Annotated in this window: 25 protein-coding genes; 24 read left to right on the top strand and 1 reads right to left on the bottom strand. The window is 26.2% G+C overall.

Going from position 1 to position 26115, the window contains the following annotated elements; all coding sequences use genetic code 11:
• Window positions 1-79: 79 nt before the first annotated feature.
• The 18 genes from CLOACE_RS01890 (at window position 80) to ppdK (ending at window position 18128) form a co-directional block, all read left to right on the top strand.
• Window positions 80-2449 carry a serine/threonine-protein kinase gene (locus tag CLOACE_RS01890; protein ID WP_070109352.1) on the top strand — a complete coding sequence of 790 codons (2370 nt, stop codon included), beginning with the start codon at window positions 80-82 and terminating at the stop codon, window positions 2447-2449.
• Between the two features lie 25 nt (window positions 2450-2474).
• A complete protein-coding gene (gene prmA / locus CLOACE_RS01885; RefSeq protein WP_070109351.1) occupies window positions 2475-3413 on the top strand; it encodes a 50S ribosomal protein L11 methyltransferase in 939 nt (312 codons plus the stop codon).
• 27 nt (window positions 3414-3440) lie between these two features.
• Window positions 3441-4193: a 16S rRNA (uracil(1498)-N(3))-methyltransferase gene (locus CLOACE_RS01880; protein ID WP_070109350.1), complete on the top strand. Its 753-nt coding sequence runs from the start codon at window positions 3441-3443 to the stop codon at window positions 4191-4193.
• Window positions 4193-5494 (top strand): tRNA (N(6)-L-threonylcarbamoyladenosine(37)-C(2))-methylthiotransferase MtaB, encoded by a 1302-nt coding sequence (gene mtaB, locus CLOACE_RS01875; protein WP_070109349.1) that lies wholly within the window; start codon window positions 4193-4195, stop codon window positions 5492-5494. The genes CLOACE_RS01880 and mtaB overlap by 1 nt, the downstream gene beginning before the upstream one ends.
• A gap of 126 nt (window positions 5495-5620) precedes the next feature.
• Entirely contained in the window at window positions 5621-5965 is a 345-nt protein-coding gene (locus tag CLOACE_RS01870; RefSeq protein ID WP_070109348.1) for a histidine triad nucleotide-binding protein, read from the top strand.
• Window positions 5966-6114: 149 nt separating this feature from the next.
• On the top strand, window positions 6115-6291 hold the full coding sequence (rpsU, locus tag CLOACE_RS01865; protein ID WP_070109347.1) for a 30S ribosomal protein S21: 177 nt from the start codon (window positions 6115-6117) through the stop codon (window positions 6289-6291).
• Window positions 6292-6345: 54 nt separating this feature from the next.
• Window positions 6346-6792 (top strand): GatB/YqeY domain-containing protein, encoded by a 447-nt coding sequence (locus CLOACE_RS01860; protein ID WP_070109346.1) that lies wholly within the window; start codon window positions 6346-6348, stop codon window positions 6790-6792.
• A 110-nt stretch (window positions 6793-6902) separates the two neighbouring features.
• Window positions 6903-7187, top strand: a complete 285-nt coding sequence (gene yqfC / locus CLOACE_RS01855) for a sporulation protein YqfC (RefSeq protein ID WP_070109345.1) — start codon at window positions 6903-6905, stop codon at window positions 7185-7187.
• A 1-nt stretch (window position 7188) separates the two neighbouring features.
• A complete protein-coding gene (gene yqfD / locus CLOACE_RS01850; protein ID WP_175429422.1) occupies window positions 7189-8328 on the top strand; it encodes a sporulation protein YqfD in 1140 nt (379 codons plus the stop codon).
• A gap of 42 nt (window positions 8329-8370) precedes the next feature.
• On the top strand, window positions 8371-10464 hold the full coding sequence (locus tag CLOACE_RS01845) for an HD family phosphohydrolase (RefSeq protein WP_070109416.1): 2094 nt from the start codon (window positions 8371-8373) through the stop codon (window positions 10462-10464).
• A complete protein-coding gene (ybeY, locus tag CLOACE_RS01840) occupies window positions 10461-10961 on the top strand; it encodes an rRNA maturation RNase YbeY (protein ID WP_070109343.1) in 501 nt (166 codons plus the stop codon). The genes CLOACE_RS01845 and ybeY overlap by 4 nt, the downstream gene beginning before the upstream one ends.
• Before the next feature lie 63 nt (window positions 10962-11024).
• Complete coding sequence (locus CLOACE_RS01835; RefSeq protein WP_070109342.1) at window positions 11025-11726, top strand: diacylglycerol kinase; 702 nt, start codon at window positions 11025-11027, stop codon at window positions 11724-11726.
• A gap of 152 nt (window positions 11727-11878) precedes the next feature.
• Complete coding sequence (locus tag CLOACE_RS01830) at window positions 11879-12274, top strand: cytidine deaminase (protein ID WP_070109341.1); 396 nt, start codon at window positions 11879-11881, stop codon at window positions 12272-12274.
• A 12-nt stretch (window positions 12275-12286) separates the two neighbouring features.
• Window positions 12287-13168: a GTPase Era gene (gene era / locus CLOACE_RS01825; RefSeq protein WP_070109340.1), complete on the top strand. Its 882-nt coding sequence runs from the start codon at window positions 12287-12289 to the stop codon at window positions 13166-13168.
• 53 nt (window positions 13169-13221) lie between these two features.
• On the top strand, window positions 13222-13995 hold the full coding sequence (gene recO / locus CLOACE_RS01820; RefSeq protein WP_070109339.1) for a DNA repair protein RecO: 774 nt from the start codon (window positions 13222-13224) through the stop codon (window positions 13993-13995).
• Window positions 13988-14566 carry a DUF4342 domain-containing protein gene (locus tag CLOACE_RS01815; RefSeq protein WP_070109338.1) on the top strand — a complete coding sequence of 193 codons (579 nt, stop codon included), beginning with the start codon at window positions 13988-13990 and terminating at the stop codon, window positions 14564-14566. Before recO ends, CLOACE_RS01815 begins: the two co-directional genes overlap by 8 nt.
• A 255-nt stretch (window positions 14567-14821) precedes the next feature.
• Entirely contained in the window at window positions 14822-15463 is a 642-nt protein-coding gene (gene ccpN, locus CLOACE_RS01810; protein ID WP_070109337.1) for a transcriptional regulator CcpN, read from the top strand.
• A gap of 37 nt (window positions 15464-15500) precedes the next feature.
• On the top strand, window positions 15501-18128 hold the full coding sequence (ppdK, locus tag CLOACE_RS01805; protein WP_070109336.1) for a pyruvate, phosphate dikinase: 2628 nt from the start codon (window positions 15501-15503) through the stop codon (window positions 18126-18128).
• Between the two features lie 61 nt (window positions 18129-18189).
• Here ppdK and CLOACE_RS01800 read toward each other — a convergent pair whose 3' ends face one another.
• The gene (locus tag CLOACE_RS01800) at window positions 18190-19257 is read right to left on the bottom strand and encodes a CotS family spore coat protein (protein WP_070109335.1); all 1068 of its coding nucleotides are present in this window, start codon (window positions 19255-19257) and stop codon (window positions 18190-18192) included.
• A gap of 179 nt (window positions 19258-19436) precedes the next feature.
• Here CLOACE_RS01800 and CLOACE_RS01795 point away from each other — a divergent pair, with 179 nt between their 5' ends.
• From CLOACE_RS01795 to CLOACE_RS01770, 6 genes are all read left to right on the top strand, one after another.
• The gene (locus CLOACE_RS01795; RefSeq protein ID WP_070109334.1) at window positions 19437-20465 is read left to right on the top strand and encodes a deoxyguanosinetriphosphate triphosphohydrolase; all 1029 of its coding nucleotides are present in this window, start codon (window positions 19437-19439) and stop codon (window positions 20463-20465) included.
• Window positions 20466-20692: 227 nt separating this feature from the next.
• On the top strand, window positions 20693-22462 hold the full coding sequence (dnaG, locus tag CLOACE_RS01790) for a DNA primase (RefSeq protein ID WP_070109333.1): 1770 nt from the start codon (window positions 20693-20695) through the stop codon (window positions 22460-22462).
• A gap of 26 nt (window positions 22463-22488) precedes the next feature.
• Complete coding sequence (gene rpoD / locus CLOACE_RS01785; RefSeq protein WP_070109332.1) at window positions 22489-23592, top strand: RNA polymerase sigma factor RpoD; 1104 nt, start codon at window positions 22489-22491, stop codon at window positions 23590-23592.
• Window positions 23593-23705: 113 nt separating this feature from the next.
• Window positions 23706-24593 (top strand): PH domain-containing protein, encoded by an 888-nt coding sequence (locus tag CLOACE_RS01780; protein WP_070109331.1) that lies wholly within the window; start codon window positions 23706-23708, stop codon window positions 24591-24593.
• 24 nt (window positions 24594-24617) lie between these two features.
• Entirely contained in the window at window positions 24618-25310 is a 693-nt protein-coding gene (locus tag CLOACE_RS01775) for a tRNA (adenine(22)-N(1))-methyltransferase (RefSeq protein WP_070109330.1), read from the top strand.
• The gene (locus CLOACE_RS01770; protein ID WP_070109329.1) at window positions 25301-26113 is read left to right on the top strand and encodes a Nif3-like dinuclear metal center hexameric protein; all 813 of its coding nucleotides are present in this window, start codon (window positions 25301-25303) and stop codon (window positions 26111-26113) included. The genes CLOACE_RS01775 and CLOACE_RS01770 overlap by 10 nt, the downstream gene beginning before the upstream one ends.
• Window positions 26114-26115: the final 2 nt, after the last annotated feature.

Raw genomic sequence — 26115 nt, 5'->3', positions numbered from 1 at the left:
CATTACATTAGTTTGTTATAAATTATAACATATTGTATACTGTAATTATTAATCATTACATAAAAGAAAGGATATATATATGGATGATAAAACAATAAGAGTATCTTATAAATATGTTAATAATGAATATAATTTTAATGAGGAAAAAGAAACAATAATAAATAAAAAATATAAGATATTAGGAGAAGAATTGTCTTTAGGTGGAGAATCCGATGTATTTTTATGTGAAGATATTTATAGTAAACAAAAATACATAATAAAAATATATAGAAAAAATTTAAAACCTAAAAAAGAAGTTTTAACAACTTTAAAAAATATGGAACATTACAATATAATTTCTTTAATAGATTATGGAGTTTTCAATAATAGATTTTTTGAAGTAGTAGAGTATGCAGAAGGAGGAACTTTAGCTCAATACATGCCTTTTTCAGAAGAATGTATTAGCAATATACTCCCTCAAATAATAGAAGGTATAAATTTTTTGCATGAAAAAGGTATTGTACATAGAGATATAAAACCTGAAAATATTTTTTATAAAGATAATGCTCATAATAAAATTGTCATTGGAGATTTTGGAATATCATCTATTTGTGAAGAAGAAACCCATCAAACAACTTCTACAAAATTTACTTTGGATTTTGCAGCTCCAGAGTTATCTACTAATATTTTTGGAAAAGAAGTAGATTATTATGCTTTAGGTATTACAATTTTATATTTATTACTTGGAAGAAGCCCTTTTGCAGGAATGGAAATGCAAAAAATAATTAATGTGCATAGTAATGAAGATATAATAATACCTGAAAACTATTCTGAAAGAATAAAAAACTTAATAAGGGGATTATTGTGTAAGGATAAAAATAAAAGATGGGGTTATAATGAAGTAAAAAGGTGGTTATTAGGTGAAAATATAAATTTATATGAATATAAAGAGTTATTTTATTATAAATTTGATGAAAATAAAGAAGTTTATAGCATAAAATCTCTTGCTAATACTATGTATAATGATGAATATAATGCCAAACATCATATAGCAAGAGGATTTTTATATAATGGTATAAAATTGTACAATGAAGAATTAGCTTATAAAGTAAATAAAATTCAACAAGAATCTTATTCTATTCAAGAAGCTTATGAAAGAATTATTTATTTATTAAATCCTATGGCACCTTATAAAATTTCGAATGATTTAGTAGCCTACACACCTGAAGAATTAGTTTTTTTAGCAGATAAAAGTAAAGAATTATGGGATATTACTTGTGAAAAACTTCATAGTGGAAGTATAATGTGGTGGTTAGAAGGCTGTGGTTACAATAAAATAGTACATAATTGGAACAAAATTAGACAAAAATTTTTTAATGACAATGGAGATTATGATTTTAATGCAGCTTTAGAAGAATTTTCACATACTATTTGTAATATTATGGATATAAAAAATAAAATACCCTATCCTACTATAGATGTAGATGTAAAAGAAATTAATATAAAAATGCAGGAAAAGGAATTAAATATTCCTATAACTATTGAGAATAATGGAAGAGGGTATTTATATGGTACTATTGAAATAGAAAAAGAAATTCAGGGAATGGAATTATCTAAAAATAATTTTGCTATTAATACTAAAGAAAAAAAAGAAGAATGTATAAATTTAAAAATTATAAAGGAAGATTTACTTTTAAATAAGGAAATAAAAACAGATATTATAATAAAGAGTAATAGTAATTCTGAAGATATAATTATTCCAATTAAAGTTAGTGTTAATTTTCCTGTAAAAACTGCTTTAATAAAGTCTTTAAGTACAAGTTTTGTATTTATACTTATATTTTTAGCTTTTCAATATTTATTAGTTTCGCCTATTGTAGGTTTTAAAAACAGTGATTTTTCTCAGAAATATACTGAAAGATATTCACTGCCTACGCCAACACCTAATGATGTTTTTAAGCATATTAAAAAAAGTTCTAATATAAAAAAGTATTTAGCTTTTAAAAATTTCGATGAAATAAAGGAAGAATTAAAAAATAAAAAAGTAATAAATAAATTTAAAAATACAAAAAAAATAGTTAATAAGCTATTGATTGTTTTTGAATATATAATCTCTGTTATAATTTCATTAATTATGATATTTATAGAATTTATATTAAAATTTATAGCAAAAATTGTTTCAAATATATTTATATATATTTTAGCTTTAATTTATTCGCCTTTTGCATACATATTTTTATTATTTCAAAACTTAGTAAAGGTGGGAGACTCAGTATTTAGTTTAACTATTTTGGGAACTTTATTAGGAGGAACTATAGGTTTTAATAAAGTTTGCACAGAAAATAATATATTGTATTATAAGCACATAGAAAGGTATATATTTTGTGTTATTATGATATTATTATTTTTTATAAATAAGCCTTGGATGCCTTATAAAAATGTAATACCTTTTAAAAATTTATTTATGTAAAATTTTATAATTTGGAGGAGTAATCATGAATAAAGATTGGATAGAAGTTACAGTAGTAACTACTAGTGAAGCTGTAGAGGCAGTATCTGGTATTTTTTATAATACAGGAGTTAAAGGAGTAGCTATAGAAGACCCTGAAGATATAGAATTTAAAAAGAAACATCCAGGAGATTGGGATTATTTTGATGAAACTTTATTAAAAGTTAAGGATGTTGCTATAATAAGAGGTTATTATGAACAAGATAAAAACTTTGATGAATATATTAAATACATAAAAGAAAGTGTTAATAATTTAGATAATTTTGGTATAGATAAAGGAGAAGCAACAGTAAGTTATAGTACTATAAATGAACAAGATTGGGAAAACAATTGGAAAAAGTACTATAAGCCTACTAAAGTAGGAAATAAAATTGTAGTAAAACCTATATGGGAAATTTATGATAAAAAAGAAGATGAAATTGTATTAGAATTAGATCCAGGTATGGCTTTTGGAACAGGTACTCACGAAACTACTGGTATGTGTATTCAAGCCTTAGAAAAGTATGTTAAAGAAGATTATAAGGTATTTGATATAGGAACAGGCTCTGGAATACTTGCTATTGCTGCAGCAAAGTTAAAAGCTAAAAAAGTTATAGGAGTAGATTTTGATCCAGTAGCAGTAGCTTCTGCTAAAGAAAATATAAAGTACAATAATATAGATAATATAGAAATTAAACAAGGAAACTTAATGGAAGTTATAGATGAAAAGGCAAACATAGTAGTAGCAAATATTATTGCAGATATAATAATACAGCTTGCAGAGGATGTTAAGAAATTTATATTGCCAGGAGGGTATTTTATATCTTCTGGAATAATAAAAGAAAGAAAAGATGAAGTAGTTAATGAATTAGAAAAAAGTGGATTTGAAATTAAAGAAGTTAATGTAGAGGGAGAATGGGCTTGTGTAGTTGCTAAATTGAAATAACAGCTTATATTTAGAAAGGGAATTTGTATGAATAAATTTTTTATAAATAAAGAAAATATAATAGAAAATAAAGCTTTTATTGAAGGTGATGATGTTAAACATGCTTATAAAGTTTTAAGATTAAAGCCAGGTGAAAATGTAAGCATTAATAATTGTGAAGGAAGTGAATTTTTAGGAAAAATAGAAGAAATAAATAAAAAACAAGTAGTGGTTAAAATCCTAGAAAAGCTTCCAATTAACAATGAAAGCAATATAGATATATATTTATATCAAGGACTACCTAAATTAAATAAAATGGATTTAATAGTGCAAAAGTCCACAGAATTAGGAGTAAAAAAAATAACTCCTATAGTTACAAAGAGAGTTGTAGTGAAAAATGAAAAAGGAGAATTTAAAAAAGTAGATAGATGGAATAAAATAGCCTTGGAATCTTGTAAACAGTGCAAAAGAAGTATAATACCAACTATTAATTATCCTATGGATTTTCAAAATATAATAGAAGAGTTAAAAGAAGTGGATATTATAGTAGTGCCTTATGAAAATCAAACTGGTTATGGTATAAAAAATATGTTTAATGAATTAAATAAAAAAGATATTAATAAGGTAGCTATTATAATAGGACCTGAAGGAGGTTTTGAAGAAGAAGAAATACAAATATTAAAAAACTTAGAAGCTTATATAGTAACTTTAGGTCCAAGAATATTTAGAACGGAAACAGCAGGAGTTATAGCTGCTTCTTTAATAATGTATGAAATAGGAGATATAGGGGGAATATATTAATGAAGGTTTCATTTTCCACATTGGGATGTAGAGTAAATCAATATGAAACAGAAGCTATGGCAGAAAAATTCATAATAGAAGGATATGAAATAGTAAATTTTAATGAGTTTGCAGATGTATATGTAATAAATACTTGCACAGTTACTAATATGGGTGATAAAAAATCTAGACAAATGATAGGAAGAGCAAGAAGACAAAATGAAAATGCTATTATAGCAGTAGTAGGATGCTATTCTCAAATATCTCCTGAAAAAGTTGCTAAAATACCAGGAGTAGACATAGTACTAGGCAATAGGAATAAAGGAGAAATAGTATACTGGGTTAATAGAGCTAAAGAAGAAAAGAAACAAATAATTCAAGTAAAAGATTTAATTAAATACAAAAAATTCGAAAATTTAAATATAGAAGAGTATGTGGATAAAACTAGAGCTTTTTTAAAGATACAAGATGGATGCAATAGATTTTGCTCTTATTGTTTAATACCTTTTGCAAGAGGTGCTGTATGTAGCAAAAATCCAGAAGTAGTATTAAAAGAAGTAACACAACTTTCACAACATGGTTTTAAAGAAATAATATTATCAGGAATACATATAGCTTCTTATGGAAGTGATTTAGGTGAAGATTGGAACTTGGTAAGAATACTGGAAGAAATAGATAAAATTCCTGGTATAGAAAGAGTAAGAATTGGTTCTATAGATCCTCAATTCTTTACAGAGGGAGTTGTAGAGAAAATATCAAATCTAAAAAAGCTTTGTCCTCATTTTCATCTTTCGCTTCAAAGTGGTTGTGATAAAACATTAAACAGAATGAATAGAAGATATACTACTTTAGAATATAAAAATATAGTAGAAGATTTAAGAAAAAATATAAAAGATGTTTCTATAACTACAGATGTAATAGTTGGATTTCCAGGAGAAACAGAAGAAGAATTTGAAGAAACATATAATTTTTTAAAGGATATAAAATTATCTAAGATGCATATATTTAAGTATAGTCCAAGAAAAGGAACTAAAGCAGCAAATATGAAAAATCAAGTAAATGGAAATGTAAAAGAAGAAAGAAGTAAAAAATTAATTGAATTAGATATAAAATTAGAAAAATGTTTTATGAGTAAATTTATAGGCAGAGAAATGCCTGTATTATATGAACAAGAATATAGCAAAATAAAAGGAAATTATGAAGGATACACTCCTAATTATATAAAAGTTGTTTCCCCATATTTAAAAGATATATCTGGTAATATAATGAACACAAAATTATCAGAAATAAAAGAAGAAATTATTTTTGGCAATATAGAATAAGTATTTAAAGTTGTTTTTAATACATAAAATAAAAAGATTTTTACTGCATTAATATTATATAAATAAAACTATAGAAGAAGGAAAAATAAAATATTTGTTGAATTATATACATAAGGAGGTGATGTTATGTCAGATTGTATATTTTGCAAAATAGTTAAAGGAGAAATACCAAGTGAAAAAGTTTATGAAGATGATATAGTATACGCTTTTAAAGATATAAGTCCAGAAGCTCCTGTACATGTGCTGATAATACCTAAGAAACACATAAGTAATTTAAATGAATTAAAACAAGAAGATGAAAATATTATAGCTCATGTGTTTATGATAGCTAAAAAACTTGTAAAAGAATTTAAAATAGATGAAAAAGGATATAGAATAGTAACTAATTGCGGAGAAGATGGTGGTCAAACAGTTAATCATATACACTTCCACCTGTTAGGAGGAAGGGTATTACAGTGGCCACCAGGCTAAAAAAAATTATAAAACACAAATAGCCTTTAATGAAGTTATTGACAGTTTCTAAATTAGTATTGTATAATTACCTATGTACTATAAGCCTACTTAGCTGCATTTAATTTTATTAAAAATTAAATCGAGCTAGCGGAGGGAGGGAGAATTAAATGTCAGAAATAAAAGTTGGAGAAAATGAAAGCTTAGAAAGTGCATTAAGAAGATTTAAAAGAAAATGTGCAAGATCCGGAGTTCTTTCAGAAGTTAGAAAAAGAGAACACTATGAAAAACCTAGTGTTAAAAGAAAAAAGAAATCCGAAGCTGCAAGAAAGAGAAAGTTTAAATAAATATTAAATTTAATATTTTAAAAAATAATTATTTTGAAAGAAGGTACTTAAGTAATGGCCCTTAAAGAAAAACTGCAAGAAGATTGGAAGCAAGCTTTAAAGGCGAAAGACAAATTTAAAGCCAATACTATTAGTATGGCTAGGTCAGCAATATTGTTAGTGGAAAAGACTGACGGAAGAGTGCTTGATGATGATGAGGTAATAGGAATATTATCTAAGGAAATCAAGCAAAAAAGAGATTCTATATGTGAATTTGAAAAAGGCAATAGACAAGACTTAATAGATAAAGAAAAAGCTGAAATAGATATTTTGTTGAGTTACCTTCCTCAGCAGTTAACTAAAGAAGAAGTGTCAGAAATAGTTTCTAAAGCAGCTTATGAAGTAGGTGCAAATAGTATTAAAGACATGGGAAAAGTTATGTCTGCTGTTATGCCTAAAGTAAAAGGTAGGGCAGATGGAAAACTTGTAAGTCAAATAGTTAAAGAATATTTGAATAAATAAAGAGGTTGATTTTCAACCTCTTTTATTTTTTAATTTAAGTCCATATTTTGTAATTAATTCATACTTATATTCATAAATTAATATGAAGAAAAGTTTTATGAGGTGAAAATATGGATGAAAAATTTTATAATACAAAGGAAGTTGCTGCAAATAAATTGGACTTACCCAGAGATGTAATATTGAACTTGCCTAAAATAACAGTAACTGGAAATAATGAAATAACTATAGAAAATCACAAAGGAGTAATACTATTTGAAACAAATGAAATAAAAATTAATTCCAATGTAGGATTAGTATCTATATATGGAAAAAACTTTGAAATATTATTTATGGGCGGAAGTACAATAACATTAAGTGGAAAATTTAAATCTTTAGTATATGAAGGGGATGATTAGGGTGAGTTTAAAGAAATTTAAAAAAGGAATTGTTATTATAGAAGCCCAAAGTTTAATCCCGGAAAGATTTATAAATTTATTATGGAAAAACAATGTGCATATAAAAAACCTAGTTAAAAAGAGTATAACCACTATAGTGTTTAGTGCAAAATTAAAAGATTATGATAAAATAGATAAGATAGCAAAATCTATAGGAGTAAAAATAAAAATATTAAAAAGAAGAGGATTATCATTTCTTATAATTAAAGCTAAAAGAAGAGTAGCTCTAGTATTAGGATTGATAGTATTTATAAGTATTATATATTACTTATCTACTTTTATATGGGTAATAGATATATCTTCTGAAAGAACTATATCTCCTTATGAAATAAGACAACAGCTTATGAGTTATGGAATAAAACCAGGTGTAAGAAAAAAACAAATAAATGTTTATAATATAGAAGAAGATTTAATTAGAAATAATGATTCTATAATGTGGGTAAGAGCTAGGATAGAGGGGGCGAAGTTAAAAATAAAAGCAGCAGAAAGGCAGTCACCTCCAGAAATAATTTCTCAGGATACTCCTTGTGATTTAATTGCTAAAAGAGATGCAGAAGTTATACGAATATATACTACTGCAGGAACTTCTGTAGTTAAACCAGGTGATATAATTAAAAAGGGGCAAGTTTTGGTAAAAGGAGAAGAAGGGAAAGAAGAAATGAGTTATTTGGTACATGCTAAGGGAAACGTAATTGGCAGAACTTTTTACGAGGAAATAAAAGAAGTAAATAATAAAGCTGTAAAGAGGCAGAAAACTGGCAAAAAGTTAGAAAATATATATATTAAATTTAAAAATAAAAAGTTTTATATTAAAAAGAATAAAAATAAATTTGATAAATATGATAGAATAGAAAATAATAAATACTGTATAGGAAAAGATATATATTATGAAGTTAAAGAAACTTATTATAATAAAGATATAAATAAATTAGTAGAAAAAACAAGTAATGAACTTTATGATAAAATAACTTCTAATTTTGATAAATCTGTAAAAGTAGTAGATAAAATAGTTGATTATAAACCTTGTAAAAATGACTACTATAATGTAAGAATTTTAGTAGTAGCAGAAGAAAACATTGCAATGCCAAGTAAAATAGAATAGTTACTTATATTATTTTATAGGGCAAAAGGTGGTATTTTTATGATAAAAAAAACTATAATAAAAGATTTTATTAAAGAACAACGGACAAAAAGAATAATAACTTTTATATTGATTTTTATTTTTATATATTCTGTAATAATAACTTCTATAGTTACTAAAAAGTACAATATAAAAGAGGGAGATATAGCTAAAATAGATATAAAAGCTCCTAGAGAAGTTAAAGATGAAATAGCTACTAATACTAGAATACAGCAATCAGTAGAAACAGTGCCAATTCAATATAATAAAAAAATAGAAATTAAGACAGATGTTATAAGAAATATTAATGAGTTTTTTACTAAAATAGATGAAATAAAAAATTTTAATATTAGCAAAAAAGAAAAAATACAAAAACTAAAAAATGAAAATTATATAAAGTTACCTGATGATGATTATATAGAATTAATAAATTTGGATAAAGAAAATTTAAAGTTACTACAAAATTTTTTAGTTAAAACTATGTCGGAATTATACGATAACAATAACATAAGTGATAATAGTCAAAGTAGCAATTTAGAAGATGTGAAGAAGGCACAAGAGAGTATAATGTTAAGTGTAAATACTTCTGGACTTCCTAAGTATTTAAGAGAACTAGCTTTAAATATAGGATATTCTCAAATAAAACCAAACTTTTTTTATGATAAAGAAAAGACAGAGGAGTTAAGACAGGAAGCAATGAAAAAAGCTCCTGTTATGATAAAAAAAGATCAAATAATAGTAAAAGAAGGAGAACCGGTTACAAAATCTCAAATAGAAGTGCTTAAAAGCTTAGGACTTTTAAATAGCAATGAAAGTTCAGAGTGGTATATTTACTTTAGTTTAGCATGTTTCGTATTATTAGTAATGAGCTTGCAGTGGATGTATTTATATAGGAGTTATAAAGATGTGTACAATGATATAGGAAAACTTATACTTATAGGAGTTATTACAGGAATATCTTTGGTATTAGCTAGAATATTTAATATAATATCGCCTTTTTTAATTCCATTAGCTTGTACTCCTATGTTGGGAACATTACTTATAAATGATAAAATTTCTTTAAATATAAGTTTAATTAATTGTATACTTATAAGTAGTGCAGTAGGATTTAATGTAGAAATTACCATATTAGCTATTTTAAATACTATTATAGGAGCTAATATATTGAAAAAGATGCAACAAAGAAATGATATTTTATATTCTTCTATATACATTGCATTAATAAACATAATATTAATTTTTTCATCGGGATTTTTACTAACTAATAATGTATTGGATATAGCTAAAAAGGGAGCTTTTGCTTTTACAGGAAGTATAATGTCAGGTATATTTACTATAGGTTTTTTACCATTCTTTGAAAATGCATTTGATATAGTTACTACAGTTAAATTATTGGAGCTTTCTAATCCTAATAACCCTTTATTAAAAAAATTATTAATGGAAGCACCAGGTACTTATCATCACAGCATATTAGTTGGAAATTTAGCAGAAGTAGCAGCAGATGAAGTAGGAGGAAATTCTGTACTTGCAAGAGTATCTTCTTATTATCATGATATAGGAAAAGTTAAAAGACCTTATTTTTTCAAAGAAAATCAAATGGGAAGTGAAAATCCTCACAATAAAATAACTCCTAACTTGAGTACTTTAATAATAACTTCTCATGTAAAAGATGGAGTTGAATTAGCTAAGGAATATAAGATACCTAAAGTAGTAATAGATGTAATACAACAACACCATGGAACTTCTTTAGTAAAGTATTTTTACATTACTATGAAGAATTCCGCTGAAAGACCAGAAGATATAAGAGAAGATGATTTTAAGTATCCCGGGCCGGTGCCTTCTACAAAAGAAGCAGCTATAGTTATGTTAGCAGATGGTGTAGAAGCAGCAGTAAGGTCTATAAATTCTCCTACTAAAGGAAAAATAGAAGAAATGGTAAATAACATAATAAAAAGTAGGTTAGATGAGGGACAACTTGATAATTGTGATTTAACATTAAAAGATATAAATAAAATAAGAAAAGCATTTTTAAAAGTTTTAAATGGTATATATCATCAAAGAATAGAATATCCAGAAGATAAATGGAATAACAAAAAAAGAAAAGAGGATAAAAAATGATTTTCATAGGTAATAGACAGAATAAAATTGAAGTTACCCAAGAATTAAAAGATACGATAATAAATATAATTAATTATGCTTTAAAAGAAGAAGAAGTAAAAATAGAATGTGAAATAAGTGTTGTTTTTATAGATAATAATGAAATAAAAGAAATAAATAGAGAATATAGAGGCATCCATAAAGAAACAGATGTATTATCTTTTCCTATGCTGGAATATCCTTCAGGAAGGGTATATAAAGAAGTATATAAAGATTATAAATTTAAAGATGTAGATTTAAATAATGGAAAGCTTGTACTAGGAGATATAGCTATTTCTTTGGAAAAAGCATTAGCCCAAAGTGAAGAATTTGGTCATTCTTTTATAAGAGAAGTATGCTATCTTACAATTCATTCTATACTACATTTATTAGGATATGACCATATTATAGAAAGTGAAAAAGAATTAATGAGAAAAAGAGAAGAAAATATACTAGAAAATTTTAATATAACTAGGTAAAATTATTAAGTGAATAGATAAAAACTATTCACTTAATAAACCTTTCAATTTGAGGTGAATCATATGAAGGAAGTTAAAAAATTTTTAGATAGCTTTAATTATGCTTTAGAAGGAATTATATATGCGGTTAGAACTCAGAGAAATATGCGTATACACATGGTAGTAGCTCTCTTAGTTTTAACGGCATGTTTTTTTTATGATTTAACAAAAGTAGAAGTGCTAACAATAACAATAACGATAACTTTAGTAATTGCAACAGAACTTATAAATACAGCTATTGAATTTACCATAGATGCTACTACAAATTACTATCATCCTTTAGCTAAAATAGCTAAAAACGCGGCAGCTGGAGGAGTATTAATGACAGCTGTTAACGCTATAGTAGTGGGGTATATAATATTTTGGGATAAATTAAAATATGTTAATTTTATGTTAATATCTAAAGTTAAGGAAACCAACACTTATACTATATTTTTAATATTAGCTATTGTAAGCATAGTTACCATAATAATAAAAGCTATATATGGGGAAGGAACTCCTTTAAAAGGAGGAATGCCAAGTGGTCATAGCACTATAGGATTTTCTATAGCTACAAGTATAGCATTAATTTCCGAAGACCCACTAGTTATAATATTAAGTTATGTAATGGCAATTATTGTAGCACAAAGCAGAGTAGATTCTGAAGTACATTCTATATTAGAAGTTTTAGCAGGAGGATTATTAGGTACATTTTTAACAATTTTTCTTTTTAAGATTTTTGGATAATATTAAAAATAAATTTAAAATTACATTATTGCATTAAGTAAAATAAATGGTATAATTTATTTACAGTTATAAATGGTATATAAAATAATATTTTAATAATATTACATTAAATTACATAGTATTAAATGTGTAATTTGAAGGGAGATTTTTAATTGAAGTATGATAAGCTTATATTAGAGGCTATAAAGGCTAAGGATAGAGCTTATGCACCCTATTCAAAATTCAATGTAGGAGCAGCAGTACTTACAGAAGACAATAATATATATAGTGGTTGCAATATAGAAAATGCTTCTTATGGAGCTACTAATTGTGCAGAAAGAACTGCTATATTTAAAGCGGTATCAGAAGGATATAGAAAAATAAAAGCAATAGCCATAGTAGGTAATAGTGAATATTTTACTTATCCTTGTGGTATATGTAGGCAAGTAATAAGTGAATTTGCTTTAAAGAATATGGAAATAATAATTGTAAAAAGTAAAAATGAATATATAATAAAAACTTTAGAAGATATTTTACCGCAAGCATTTACAAAAAAAGATTTAAAATAAGGAGTATGATGTATGAAATCAGGGTTTATAACAATAATCGGAAGACCGAATGTAGGTAAATCAACACTTTTAAATAAAATAATGGGAGAAAAACTATCTATAGTTTCTAGCAAACCACAAACTACTAGAAACAATATACAAACTATATTAACTAAAAAAGATGAATATCAATTAATATTTGTGGACACACCAGGAATACATAAACCAAAGCATAAATTGGGAGAGTACATGGTAAAAATTGCAGAACAATCAATAAAAGAAGTAGATTTAATAATATTTATTACTAATCCTTCTAAAGAAGTGGGAAGAGGAGACCAATTTATATTAGAACAATTAAAGAATACAGATATACCAGTATTTTTAGTGGTAAATAAAATAGATGAATATAAACCAGAAGTAACTGCACAAACTTTAGAAAAATATTCACAAATATATGATTTTGCTGAATATATTCCTATGTCAGCTATAAAAGGTAAAAATGTAAATACACTTTTAGAGCTTATGATAAAATATATACCAGAAGGTCCTCAGTATTACCCTGAAGAAATGATAATAGATCAACAGGAAAGATTTATAATAGGAGAAATATTAAGAGAAAAGGCATTGAGATTTTTATCTCAAGAAGTTCCGCATGGAATTGCTGTAGATATAATATCTATGAAAAAGAATGAAAAAGGCATATATAACATAAATGCAGATATAATATGTGAAAAAGAGTCTCATAAAGGAATAATAATAGGAAAAAATGGAGAAATGCTAAAAAGAATTTCTACCCGTGCTAGACAAGATATGGAAAAGTTTTTAATGAATAAAGTAAATTTACAAGTATGGGTAAAGGTTAGAAAAGACTGGAGAGATAATTTTAATAATTTAAAAGAATTTGGATATAAATAAATATTATAATAAAATAGGTGTATAATAATTAAAGAATATTTTATTAATTTTTAGTGTTTGGGGATGATTTTCTGGGTATAATAAAGACAAGAGCTGTAGTTATAAAGACTCAAGACTATAAAGAATCAGATAAATTAGTTTGGCTCTTTTCTGAAAAATTAGGGAGAATATCTACCATAGCAAAAGGAGCTAAAAAAAATAGAAGTAAATTTCTATCTTCTACTTTAAATTTTTGTTTTGGAGAATATGTTCTTTATAAAGGAAAAAGTTTATATAGCATAAGTGAATGCCAAATTATAGATTCTTTTCAAGAACTTTTAAGAGATTTTAATACTATTACATATGCTTCTTATTTATGTGAATTAATAGATATATGTCTTCAAGAAGAAGAACCCAATATATATGTATTTAGACAACTAGTTACAGCTTTTTATTTAATTAAAAATAAAGCAGTAGATATAGAAGTATTAATTAGGGCCTTTGAAGTAAAAATTTTAAAGGCTACAGGCTATGGATTAAATCTTAATAACTGTTGTATTTGTAAAAAATATATAAATTCTTCTAATTATATAAATACTAATTATTTAGGAGGAGTTTGTGAAAGTTGCAAAAGGATAAATGGTATTAAAATAAGTTATGCAGCTTACAATGCATTGAAGTTTTTAAATAAAGTGCCTTTAGAGAGGGTTTATAGAGTATCCTTATCTAAAGAAGTAAAAAATGAAATTTATAAAGTATTATATATTTTTATATCTGAAAATTACTTTAGAAAGCCAAAAAGTCTTAAATTATTAAATTGTTTAGAAGGAGGAGAAAAATATGAATGAAATTAATTTAGAAAAAATTGATATTATTAGAGAAAGAACAGGAGTAAATTATTCAGAAGCTAAAGAAGCTTTAGAGGTTTGCAATGGTAATGTAGTAGATGCTTTAATATATATAGAACAAAATAAAAAATCAGGAATGGAAAACTTATACGCTACAAAAGATGAGTTTATAAATTGGCTTAAAGATATTGTTAAAAAGGGAAATGTAAACAGAATAAGAATAAAAAAAGATAATAGATTAATAGTAGATATACCAATAAATGCAGGAGTAGCAGCTACTTTAACAGCTTTAATATGGCCACCTTTAATAGCCATAGGAGTATTAACTGCTATAGTTACTAAATTAACAATAGAAATAACAAAAGAAGATGGTTCTGTAGAAGTAGTTAATAAAATAATTAAAAATACAGTAAATGATGTAAAAGAAAAGGCAAAGGATATTAAAGACAAATTTGAAAATCAAAATCAACAAAATCAAAAATTTGATGAAGAAAATGCATTTAAATATACTGTAAATTTTGATGACATGGATTCTAAAAAAAATAACAATACTGAAGAAAATGAAGAATAAATTACTATATTATTCGAACTAAATTTAAGAAAGCACATACTTTTTCTATTTAAACCCAAAAATAGAAATTTTGCCAGCGGATAATTAACTGCTGGCTTTTTAATATAAAAAAATAAAGAAATGTAGTGAAAAAAAAAGTATACGCATATTAATAAGAGAAATGTTGTATAAAATTAAGCAAAATAGCTTAAAAGTGCTATACTATTTATTTAAATATAGTGGTATAATACCATTATATAATATTGATGAAAGAGGGTGAGAAAAATAAAGCTATCACCAAGACAAGAGGAGATAATAAGATTAGTAAAAGAAAATGAGCCTATAACAAGTAAGGAAATAGCTTCAAAATTAAATCTTACTAGAGCAGCTTTAAGACCAGATTTAGCAATACTTACTATGACAGGGATATTAGATGCTAAACCTAAAGTTGGATATATATACTCTCAAAAGCCCTCTTATAGTTTAATATATGATTATATAAGAAAAATAAAAGCAAAAGATATAATGTCAAAACCAGTAGTAGTCAATGAAGAAACTACAGTTTACGATGCCATAGTAAATTTATTTTTAAATGATGTAGGCACACTATTTATAGAAAATGATAATTTTCTAGTAGGTGCTGTCTCTAGAAAAGATTTTCTGAAAATAGCTATGGGAGGAACAGATACTCATAAAGTACCTGTAGGAGTTATAATGACAAGAATGCCAAATATAGTATACGTAGGAAAAGATGATAATGCATATACTATAGCAAAAAAAATTATAGAACATGAGGTAGATAGCCTTCCTGTAGTTGAAAAAGTTTTTAAAGATAATAAAGAATCTTTTAAAATAATAGGAAAAGTGTCAAAAACAAATATTACAAGATTATTTGTTAGGCTAGGCGAAAATGGATAAATAAAATTTAGTTATATAAAGGGGTTGTTTTTTTAAAATGGAGAAAAAGTATGTATATTTATTTAGTGAAGGTAATGCAGGTATGAGAAATCTCCTAGGAGGAAAGGGAGCTAATCTTGCAGAAATGACTAATTTAGGTATTCCAGTTCCTCAAGGATTTACAGTTACTACAGAAGCTTGTACAAAATACTATGAAGATGGAAAAAAACTATCTGATAGTATGATAGAATCAATTTATACAAACTTAGCTAAAATAGAAGAAATAACAGGAAAGAAGTTTGGAAGCAAAGAAAATCCACTACTTGTATCTGTAAGATCTGGAGCTAGAGTTTCAATGCCAGGAATGATGGATACTATACTTAACTTAGGATTAAATGATGAAACAGTTAAATCTGTGGCTAAATTAACAAATAACGAAAGATTTGCATATGACTCTTATAGAAGATTCATACAAATGTTTTCTGATGTTGTTATGGAAATAGATAAAAGAAAATTTGAAAATGTATTAGATGAAGCTAAAAATAGCAAAAATGTAAAATATGATACAGATTTAGACACAGAAGATTTAAAGGACATAGTAGTTAAATTTAAAAAAATATACTTAGAAGAAATAGGAAAGGATTTTCCACAAGATCCAAAAGAACAATTAATAGAAGCAGTTACTGCTGTATTTAGATCATGGGACAATCCAAGAGCTAATGTTTATAGAAGATTAAATGATATTCCAGGGGATTGGGGAACTGCTGTTAATGTTCAATCCATGGTATTTGGTAATATGGGAAATACATCTGGCACAGGTGTTGCGTTTACAAGAAACCCAGCTAATGGAGAAAATAAGATATTTGGAGAATATTTAATTAATGCTCAAGGAGAAGATGTTGTTGCTGGTATAAGAACACCTCAACCTATAAAAAAATTAAAAGAAGAATTACCAGAATGCTATGAAGAATTTATGTCAATAGCTAAAAAATTAGAAAATCATTATAAAGATATGCAAGATATGGAATTTACTATAGAACAAGGAAAGTTATATTTCTTACAAACTAGAAATGGAAAAAGAACAGCTCAAGCAGCTTTAAAAATTGCAGTAGATATGGTTGAAGAAGGATTAATCACTAAAGAAGAAGCTATATTAAAAGTTGAACCTAAACAATTAGATACTTTATTACATCCAAATTTTGATGAAAAAGAACTAAAAGAAGCAGAAGTTATAGCAGAAGGACTTCCTGCCTCTCCTGGTGCTGCTTATGGTAAAATATATTTTACTGCTGAAGAAGCTAAAGCACATCATGATAAAGGGGAAAAGGTTATATTAGTAAGACTTGAAACATCACCAGAAGATATAGAAGGAATGGTATCTGCAGAAGGAATACTTACAGCTAGAGGAGGAATGACATCTCACGCAGCAGTTGTAGCTAGAGGTATGGGAAAATGCTGTGTAGCAGGTTGTAGCAAATTAGATGTAAATGAGGAAGAAAAATTATTTAAGGTACAAGGAAAAGTATACAAAGAAGGAGATTATATTTCTCTAGATGGAAGTACAGGAAAAGTATATGGAAAAGCTATTAAAACTGTAGAACCACAAATATCAGGATATTTTGAAACTTTCATGGATTGGGCAGACAATATAAGAAGTTTAAAAGTTAGAACTAATGCGGATACTCCAAAAGATGCAAAACAAGCTGTTTTATTTGGAGCACAAGGAATAGGTCTTTGCAGAACTGAGCATATGTTCTTTGCAGAAGATAGAATTCCAGCCGTAAGAGAAATGATATTATCAAATAATAAAGAACAAAGAGAAAAAGCTTTAGCAAAACTTCTTCCAATGCAAAGAGAAGACTTTATAGGAATTTATGAAGCTATGGAAGAAAGACCAGCTACAATAAGATTTTTAGATCCACCACTACATGAATTCTTACCAAAGGATAAGGAAGATATAGAACAATTAGCAAAAGAATTAGAAATAACTTTTGAAGAAGTACAAGCAGTTATAGCTTCACTACAAGAATTTAACCCTATGATGGGACATAGAGGATGTAGACTTACTGTATCCTATCCTGAAATAGCAGAAATGCAAACAAGAGCTATAATAGAAGCTGCTATAGATGTAAAGAAAAGAAAAGGATATAATATAGTTCCAGAAATAATGATTCCTCTAGTAGGAGAAATTAAAGAATTTAAATATATAAAAGATATAGTTACAAGAGTTGCAGATGAAATAATAAAAGAATCAAATATAGAAATGAAATACTTAGTAGGTACTATGATAGAAATACCAAGAGCAACACTTACTGCTGATGAAATAGCTAAAGAAGCGGAATTCTTCTCCTTTGGAACTAATGATTTAACTCAAATGACTTTTGGTTTCTCTAGAGATGATGCTGGAAAGTTCTTAGCAGATTATTATGATAAAAAGATATATGATTTTGATCCTTTCCAAAAATTAGACCAAACTGGTGTAGGAAAATTAGTAGATATGGCTGTTAAACTTGGAAAGAGTGCAAGACCAGATATAAAATTAGGAATATGTGGAGAACATGGAGGAGACCCTTCTTCAGTTGAATTCTTCCACAATGTAGGATTACAATATGTATCTTGTTCACCATTTAGAGTACCTATAGCTAGACTTGCGGCTGCTCAAGCTCAAGTAAAAAATCCTAGATAATATATATATACTAAATCCCCTTGCTTTTGCAAGGGGGTATATTTTTTAAAACAACTTATCCTTATATAATTTTACACTTAAATTTATCTTCTATATAATCTATAAAAAAATTAATAAAGTCTAATTTGTATTTTATATTTTTGTTAGAATTTATAATTAATTTTAAAAAAGCTTTTTTATTGCATTTATCTATATTATTATAATAGTCTTTAGATATCTTCCAAAATTTTTGTGGGAAACTTAAATAAACCAAAATATATTTATAATCATCAATATTAAGGGTATATGCATTTTCATAAGATTCCAGACAACTTATAGCAAAATTTACATTCCATTTTGTTTTATTTCTTCGCATATATCTTCTTAAAAAGTAAGATATATCATGAGCACAATAATCTAATTTACATTTGTCAAAGTCTATAACCCATATATTGTCATAAATATCAATTATAAGATTTTTGTTCACATAGTCTAAATGACAAAGGGACTTACTTAAATTATTATGGTTTATATTAGAAGATACAGTTAATGCTATTTGTGCTAAATTTAAGTTATTATCAAAATTATCTAAAAAAAATCTAGAAAATTTATCATTGTGTTTAGAAGCAGAATTATAAGAAAATAAAAATTTTTCAAGTCTTCTATTCATGGAATTATAAATATTATTAAAATCTTTTCTTAAAGCACTTCCTTCTATAGGTTTAAAGTTTTTTCCTAACTTATGCATATTACCTAAATTATGACTAGCTTTTAACATATCAAATAAATTGTCATAATTGCATTTTTCTCCTTCTACCCAGGGTGTTAACATAAATAACATATTATTATAAAATACATATCTGTTTCCATCTGTAGTAGGAAGTATTTTAGGAACATTAATTTCATGTCTAAAGAACCATTCTAAAGCAGAATAAACGAAAAGTAGTTCTTCTAGTCCAAAGTAAACTTTTTTTAAGCAATAGTATTTATTTTTATTTGTAATTTTATAAACAGCCCTTTGTTTTTCTGTGTTTTTAAATTTTATTTGAGAAATTTCTGAATCTTCTAAATTATATGCTGGTAAAACGTATTTTTTGACATTTTCTTCAGATAATAAAATTGAGGTATATAAATCAGCCCCAGAAGGCATAATAACACTCCTTAAAATTTGTTTCTCTATATGATATTAAAAAAGTTTTAATAATATACATTTAAACTTAAAAAAAGGAGTTTAAACTAATATATAGAATACATAAATAATATATAAAATAATTTACTTGTTTTGTTTATATATTGTTTTTAAATTTTAATTTGTGAAAGGTGATTTTGGTGAATATTAGAGAAAATATAGAAAATAGGGAAAAAGTAAATTTAATGCCTTATGCAAGTTTTTCTATAAAATCTAAAGGGAGAGTGTTAAAAGAAAATAAAGATGAAATTAGAACTTGCTTTATGGTAGATAGGGATAGAATTATTCACAGTAAATCTTTTAGAAGATTAAAACACAAAACACAAGTATATATAAAAACTTTTGGAGATCATTATAGAACTAGACTTACTCATACACTAGAGGTAACACAGATAGCTAAAACTATAGGTAGGGGAATAGGGCTAAATGAAGACTTAATAGAAGCAATTGCTTTAGGGCATGATATAGGGCATGTAGCTTTTGCTCATAATGGAGAAGAAGTTTTAAATGAATTGCTACCGGAAGGCTTTAAACACAATAAAAATAGCATAAGAGTTTTAACTAGAATTGAAAAGCAAGGGAAAGGTCTAAATCTTACATGGGAAGTATTAAATGGAATATTGTATCATAGTGGTTTTTCAAGACAATGTAAGACAGCAGCAACTTTAGAAGGGCAAGTAGTTAGATACAGTGATAAAATAGCTTATGTAAATCATGATATTGATGATTCTATAAGGGCATCTCTTTTAAAAGAAGAGCACATACCTAAAAGTATTGTAGATATATTAGGAAAAAGCCATAGTGAAAGAATAGATACTTTAGTTAAAGATTGTGTATACAATACTTTAGAAAATATAAAAAAAGGTATAATAAAAGTTTCTCTAAGCAAGGATATAGAGCAGGCTTTATATGAATTAAGAGAGTTTATGTTTGAAAGAATATATAAAGGTGAACAATTAAAGCCTGAAAGAAAAAAGGCAAAATTTGTTTTAAAACAGGTATTTAAATATTTTTTAAATAATTCAGAAAAAATGCCTGAATTTTATAGACATATAGTAATACAAGAGGGGCTTTATCAAGGAGTAGCAGATTATATATCAGGTATGAGTGATGATTATTGTTTATTTTTATTTAATGAAATTTATGTGCCTAAATTGATTATTTACTAAAGAGCATAAATAAATCAGTAATTTTTTATAAAAAACATTATACGTAAACCTTTATAAAAAATAAAGTCTAAACTTTGAAGGATATTTAACATTTATAAAGAATATATATAGTATCTTAAAAAATATTGTTAAAAAAAATTAAAATTGAAGAAGGAATATAAAATTTAATGTCGAATATGAATTAAGTTGCGGCAGTTAAAAAATATTAAGTTAGGTGGGGTATTTTATTGATACCTGAAGATGTAATTCAAAATGTTATAGAACAAAATGACATAGTAAGTGTTATTTCAGAAAGTGTAAGACTAAAAAGAAGTGGACGTAATTATTTTGGCTTATGTCCTTTTCATAATGAAAAAACACCATCTTTTAGTGTATCATCTACTAAACAGATATATAAATGTTTTGGTTGCGGTGAAGCAGGAAATGTTATTACTTTTGTTATGAAAACTAGAAGAGTATCTTTTCCTGAAGCAGTTAAAATACTAGCAAATAGAGTAAATATAGATGTAGAAGATAATAGCAATAAAAATACACAAAAGATTTCAATAAAGGATAAGGTATATGCTATAAATGTAGAAGCAGCAAGATATTTTTTTAAAAACTTACAAAAAAATAAAAAAGCAATGAATTATTTTTTAGATAGAGGAATAAGTCAAAAAACTATAAAAAAATTTGGACTTGGATATGCACTGGATAGTTGGAATGGTATTTTAAATTACTTGAAACTTAGAGGTTATTCAGAACTAGATATGATTTCAGCAGGGATTATTACTAAAAGTCCTAAAGGAACATTTTATGATAGATTTAGAAATCGAGTCATATTTCCTGTATTTGATTACAGAGGAAGAGTAATAGGCTTTGGTGGAAGGGTATTAGATGATTCTAAACCTAAATATTTAAATTCCCCAGAAACAGTAATATTTAAAAAAGGAATAAATTTATATGGATTAAATTTTTCTATAAAAAATAACAAACTAGATACTTTTATAATAGTAGAAGGATATATGGATTGTATATCTCTTCATCAAGAGGGGTTTACCAATGTAGTAGCGTCTTTAGGAACTGCTCTTACTGAAAGGCAATCTAGGCTTTTAAGAAGATATGCAGATAATGTAATAATAGCTTATGATGCAGATTTTGCTGGCGAAACAGCTACATTAAGAGGTCTTGATGTTTTAAAAAAACAAGGATTTAATGTAAAAGTGTTAATAATACCTGAAGGAAAGGATCCAGATGATTTTATTAAAAGCAATGGCAAGGAAGCTTTTAATATGCTTATAAAAGAGGCTGTACCTTTAGTAGATTATAGATTAAATAAGGCAAAAGATGGATTAGATATTATAAATAACTATGAAATGAAAGTAAAATATATAGAAAATGCAGCAGAAGTATTAAAAGACTTAGATTCTATTGAAAGGGCAGTATATACTAAAAAGGTTTCTGAAGAAATAGATATACCAGAAAAATTTATTTATGAAGCAATAAAGAATAAAATGAGAAAAAATGCTAAAAAACATGGAAATATGAATATACAAGGTTATTCTGGACAAAATTTATACTTAGAGCCTTCTTATTTAAAAGCAGAAAGAGGATTGTTAAAATTAATATTAAAAGATAAAGAAGCTCTTAAATATGCAATTGATAAAATACAAGAAGATACTTTAATTTTAGAAAGTCACAATAAAATTTATAAATATATAATTGAAAATAAATATATAAACCATAAGGAAATAAGAATGAAAATTGAATCAAATCTTACAGATTTAAATGATTTAAGAGAATGGAGCAATATATTAGCTTTAAATTTAATATATGATGAAGAGAATGCTAAAAATACTATTGATGAATACTTAATTGAAATAAAAAAATTTAAATTAGAGGAGTCGAAAAAAGAAATTATGAATAAAATTAAGCAATATGAATTAGAGGGAAAAATAAAAGAATCCATAAAATTGGCACAACAGCTTATTGAAATAAGAAAAAAGCTAGAGAAGTAAATAAGTGAAGGGAGGTATAAGAGAAAATGAAGGCAAAAAAGAATACTAAAGCTAAATCTAAAAATAAAAGTGAAAAAATGCAGATAGTAAAAAAACTTATAGAAACAGGAAAGAAAAAAGGTACTTTGACATATAAAGAAATAATGGATGAATTACAAGATGTAGATTTAAGTCCTGAACAAATAGAAAAAATATATGAAATTTTAGAATCAATGGGCATTGAAGTAGCAGGGGATATGCAAGGTATAGATGAAGAAAAAGAAGAAGAGGAAGAAATAGATTTATCTGTGCCAGAAGGTGTTGCTATAGATGACCCTGTTAGAATGTATTTAAAGGAAATAGGAAAAGTTCCATTACTTAAAGCAGAAGAAGAAATAGAATTAGCTAAAAGAATAGAAGCAGGAGAGATATTAGCTAAAAAGAAATTGGCAGAAGCTAATTTAAGATTAGTAGTTAGTATAGCTAAAAGATATGTAGGAAGAGGAATGTTATTTTTAGATCTTATACAAGAAGGAAATTTAGGATTGATTAAAGCTGTTGAAAAGTTTGATTATAGAAAGGGATATAAGTTTAGTACTTATGCTACATGGTGGATAAGGCAGGCTATTACAAGGGCTATAGCGGATCAAGCAAGAACAATAAGAATACCAGTGCATATGGTAGAGACAATTAATAAGCTCATAAGAGTTTCAAGACAGCTACTGCAAGAGCTTGGAAGAGAGCCTCATCCAGAAGAAGTAGCAAAACACATGGATATGCCTGTAGATAAAGTGAGAGAAATAATGAAAATAGCCCAAGAACCTGTTTCTTTAGAGACTCCTATAGGTGAAGAAGAAGATAGCCATTTAGGGGATTTTATACCTGACGATGAAGCACCAGCTCCAGCAGAAGCAGCAGCTTTTACAATGCTTAAAGAACAACTTATAAATGTTTTAGATACGTTAACCCCAAGAGAAGAAAAAGTACTTAGACTTAGATTTGGTTTAGATGATGGAAGAGCTAGAACTTTAGAAGAAGTAGGAAAAGAATTTAATGTTACAAGAGAGAGAATAAGACAAATAGAAGCTAAAGCTCTAAGAAAGCTAAGACATCCAAGTAGAAGCAAAAAATTAAAAGATTATTTAGATTAGCACCATGAAAAGTTGGTGCTTTTTTCTTTAATTGAATCAAAATTCATTTAACTAATATTCTAGTTTTTTAAGTTTTACTAATATGATATAATATTTTAAGGGAAGGTGATGGTATGGAAACATATAAGCCCATAAAGTGCAAAGGGGTAATTAATATTATACTTATAACTGTGGTTTTAGATATTTTCCTTTTAGCACTATTTTATTTGGTGAATTCCTATGAACTATCAAAATTAATAAATTTGACTTTAATAATTTTTAATATATATCAACTTTATTATATTCTATTAGCTATTAGTTTAACTTATTATTTAGATGAAGATAATTTATATATTAAAGGAATATTTGGCTTAAGAAATATTAAAATATATTTCAATAATATAGAAGGATATAAAAAATATAGTGGAAAATTAAAAGGCATTAGAATTTCTGGTTATGGAAGAGATAATTTTGCTTTAGGCAAATCTTTAATTAAAGAACTAGGGCTTATTAATATGTTTGTTACTTCAAGTAAAAATATTATATATATAAAAGCCGGAGATATGAGCTATGGGCTATCCCCTCAGGATTTTAATAAATTTGAAAATTATTTAAATAAAAAAGGAATTTCTACTATAGACTGGGAATACAAGCCAACTAAAAACACAAATTTGAATAAAGATAAAAGATTTATAATACCTTTTTTCATAATAACAGTAATTATAGCAATGCAAACTTTAATACCTTTTTTCTTATATATATTTGACAAATTACCTGCAAGAATGCCCCTTGCTTTTGAACATTCTTTTAATCCAAGTAAATTTGGCACAGGAAAACAATTTGCATTTAAACAATTTTTCTATGGAGTGCTTAATGCAGCAATATTGTTTTGTATGTACTATACTTCCTATTTTTATTCTAAATATGACAGACGGTCTGCTTACAAATATATATACATATCTTTATTTATAGCAGTAGCATTTTTGATAATGCAAATAAGAATTATTAGTGTATTTGGATAAATTATTAGAATGGAGAAGTAAAATATGGAAATAAGTTTAAGGCTAGAAAAGATAGCATTAATGGTGGATAAATGCTATTGTTGTGCTGATATAGGAACAGATCATGGTTACATACCCGTTTATTTACTAAAAAATAATATATGTATTAAATCTATAGCTTCAGATATAAATAAATTGCCTTTAGAAAAGGCGATGAGAAACATAAATAACAATTATTTAGAAAAAAGCATAGAATGTAGATTAGGTTCAGGATTAAATACATTAAAAATAAAAGAAGCCCAAGGAGTAATTATAGCAGGTATGGGCGGAAATTTAATAAAAGATATAATAGAAGAAAGAATAGATATATTTAAACATTTTGATTTTGCAGTACTACAACCAGTACAAAATCCTGAAGTGTTAAGAAAATATATTTATGAAAAAGGATTTGACATATTGGATGAGGAACTATGTATTGACGAAAATAAGTTTTATGAGATAATAAAAGTAAAGTACAATACAAATAAAAGAGAAAAAGATGATATATATTATGAAATAAGTGATACTCTTTTAAAAAAGAAGCATCCTCTTTTAAAAGAATACATAAATGAAAAGATAAATAAATATAATAAAATTCTTGAATTTATAAAAGAAGATACAAAGTTAGCTTCAAATAGAAAAAAAGAAATCAATTGTAATATTCAAAAATTAAAGGAGCTGTTAGTAAAATGTCTTTAAAAGTTAATGATATAGAAAAAATAATGGAAAAATTAGCACCTTTAAAGTATAAAGAAAATTACGATAATGTAGGACTTATGATAGGAGATTCTGAAGCAGAAGTAAGCTCTATTTTAGTAGCTTTAGATTGTACTTTAGAAGTAATAGAGGAAGCTAAAGAAAAACACTGTAATTTTATACTTACACATCATCCGTTATTATTTAATAAGCCCAATTCTATAACTACTGAGACTTTATTGGGAAGAAAAATATTAAAATTAATTAAAAATGATATAAATGTTTATTCAAGTCATACTAACTTAGACTCCATTAGTGGGGGAATAAATGATATTATTATGAAAATATTAGACTTAGAAACTGCTAGCATAATAGAATATTCTCCATTAAGTAACGATTCTAAAAAGGCAGGTATAGGAAGAATAGCACCATTACATAAAACTTTAACACTAGAAGAAATATGCGAAAATATAAAATGCAAACTTCAACTAGACTATTTAAGATATTGTGGAAGAGATAATATGAAAATAAATAAAGTAGCTGTAATTAATGGAAGTGGTGAAGAGTACATAAAAAAGGCTAAAAAATTAGGAGCACAATGTATTATAACCGGTGACACTACATATCATTTTATCAGCGATTGCAATGAAGAAGGCATAGCAGTTATTGATGCTGGTCACTTTGAAACAGAATGGCCTGCATTAATTGTAATAGGAAAATTATTAGAAAATACATTAAAATTAATGGGATTTGACAATTCTGTAATTATGTCTAAAACATGTAAAACACCTTATAAATATAAATAGAA

The sequence above is a fragment of the Clostridium acetireducens DSM 10703 genome, assembly GCF_001758365.1.
Taxonomy (GTDB): Bacteria; Bacillota; Clostridia; order Clostridiales; family Clostridiaceae; genus Clostridium_C; species Clostridium_C acetireducens.
Note: the sequence above shows the minus strand (reverse complement) of the source record. Positions and strands in the feature narration are given on the sequence as shown.

Bases quoted from the DNA above. Each gene is read 5' to 3' on its own strand.
- CLOACE_RS01890 (WP_070109352.1), top strand. From the start codon at position 80: ATGGATGATAAAACAATAAGAGTATCTTATAAATATGTTAATAATGAA.
- prmA (WP_070109351.1), top strand. From the start codon at position 2,475: ATGAATAAAGATTGGATAGAAGTTACAGTAGTAACTACTAGTGAAGCT.
- CLOACE_RS01880 (WP_070109350.1), top strand. From the start codon at position 3,441: ATGAATAAATTTTTTATAAATAAAGAAAATATAATAGAAAATAAAGCT.
- mtaB (WP_070109349.1), top strand. From the start codon at position 4,193: ATGAAGGTTTCATTTTCCACATTGGGATGTAGAGTAAATCAATATGAA.
- CLOACE_RS01870 (WP_070109348.1), top strand. From the start codon at position 5,621: ATGTCAGATTGTATATTTTGCAAAATAGTTAAAGGAGAAATACCAAGT.
- rpsU (WP_070109347.1), top strand. From the start codon at position 6,115: ATGTCAGAAATAAAAGTTGGAGAAAATGAAAGCTTAGAAAGTGCATTA.
- CLOACE_RS01860 (WP_070109346.1), top strand. From the start codon at position 6,346: ATGGCCCTTAAAGAAAAACTGCAAGAAGATTGGAAGCAAGCTTTAAAG.
- yqfC (WP_070109345.1), top strand. From the start codon at position 6,903: ATGGATGAAAAATTTTATAATACAAAGGAAGTTGCTGCAAATAAATTG.
- ybeY (WP_070109343.1), top strand. From the start codon at position 10,461: ATGATTTTCATAGGTAATAGACAGAATAAAATTGAAGTTACCCAAGAA.
- CLOACE_RS01835 (WP_070109342.1), top strand. From the start codon at position 11,025: ATGAAGGAAGTTAAAAAATTTTTAGATAGCTTTAATTATGCTTTAGAA.
- era (WP_070109340.1), top strand. From the start codon at position 12,287: ATGAAATCAGGGTTTATAACAATAATCGGAAGACCGAATGTAGGTAAA.
- CLOACE_RS01815 (WP_070109338.1), top strand. From the start codon at position 13,988: ATGAATGAAATTAATTTAGAAAAAATTGATATTATTAGAGAAAGAACA.
- ppdK (WP_070109336.1), top strand. From the start codon at position 15,501: ATGGAGAAAAAGTATGTATATTTATTTAGTGAAGGTAATGCAGGTATG.
- CLOACE_RS01800 (WP_070109335.1), bottom strand. From the start codon at position 19,257: ATGCCTTCTGGGGCTGATTTATATACCTCAATTTTATTATCTGAAGAA.
- rpoD (WP_070109332.1), top strand. From the start codon at position 22,489: ATGAAGGCAAAAAAGAATACTAAAGCTAAATCTAAAAATAAAAGTGAA.
- CLOACE_RS01780 (WP_070109331.1), top strand. From the start codon at position 23,706: ATGGAAACATATAAGCCCATAAAGTGCAAAGGGGTAATTAATATTATA.
- CLOACE_RS01775 (WP_070109330.1), top strand. From the start codon at position 24,618: ATGGAAATAAGTTTAAGGCTAGAAAAGATAGCATTAATGGTGGATAAA.
- CLOACE_RS01770 (WP_070109329.1), top strand. From the start codon at position 25,301: ATGTCTTTAAAAGTTAATGATATAGAAAAAATAATGGAAAAATTAGCA.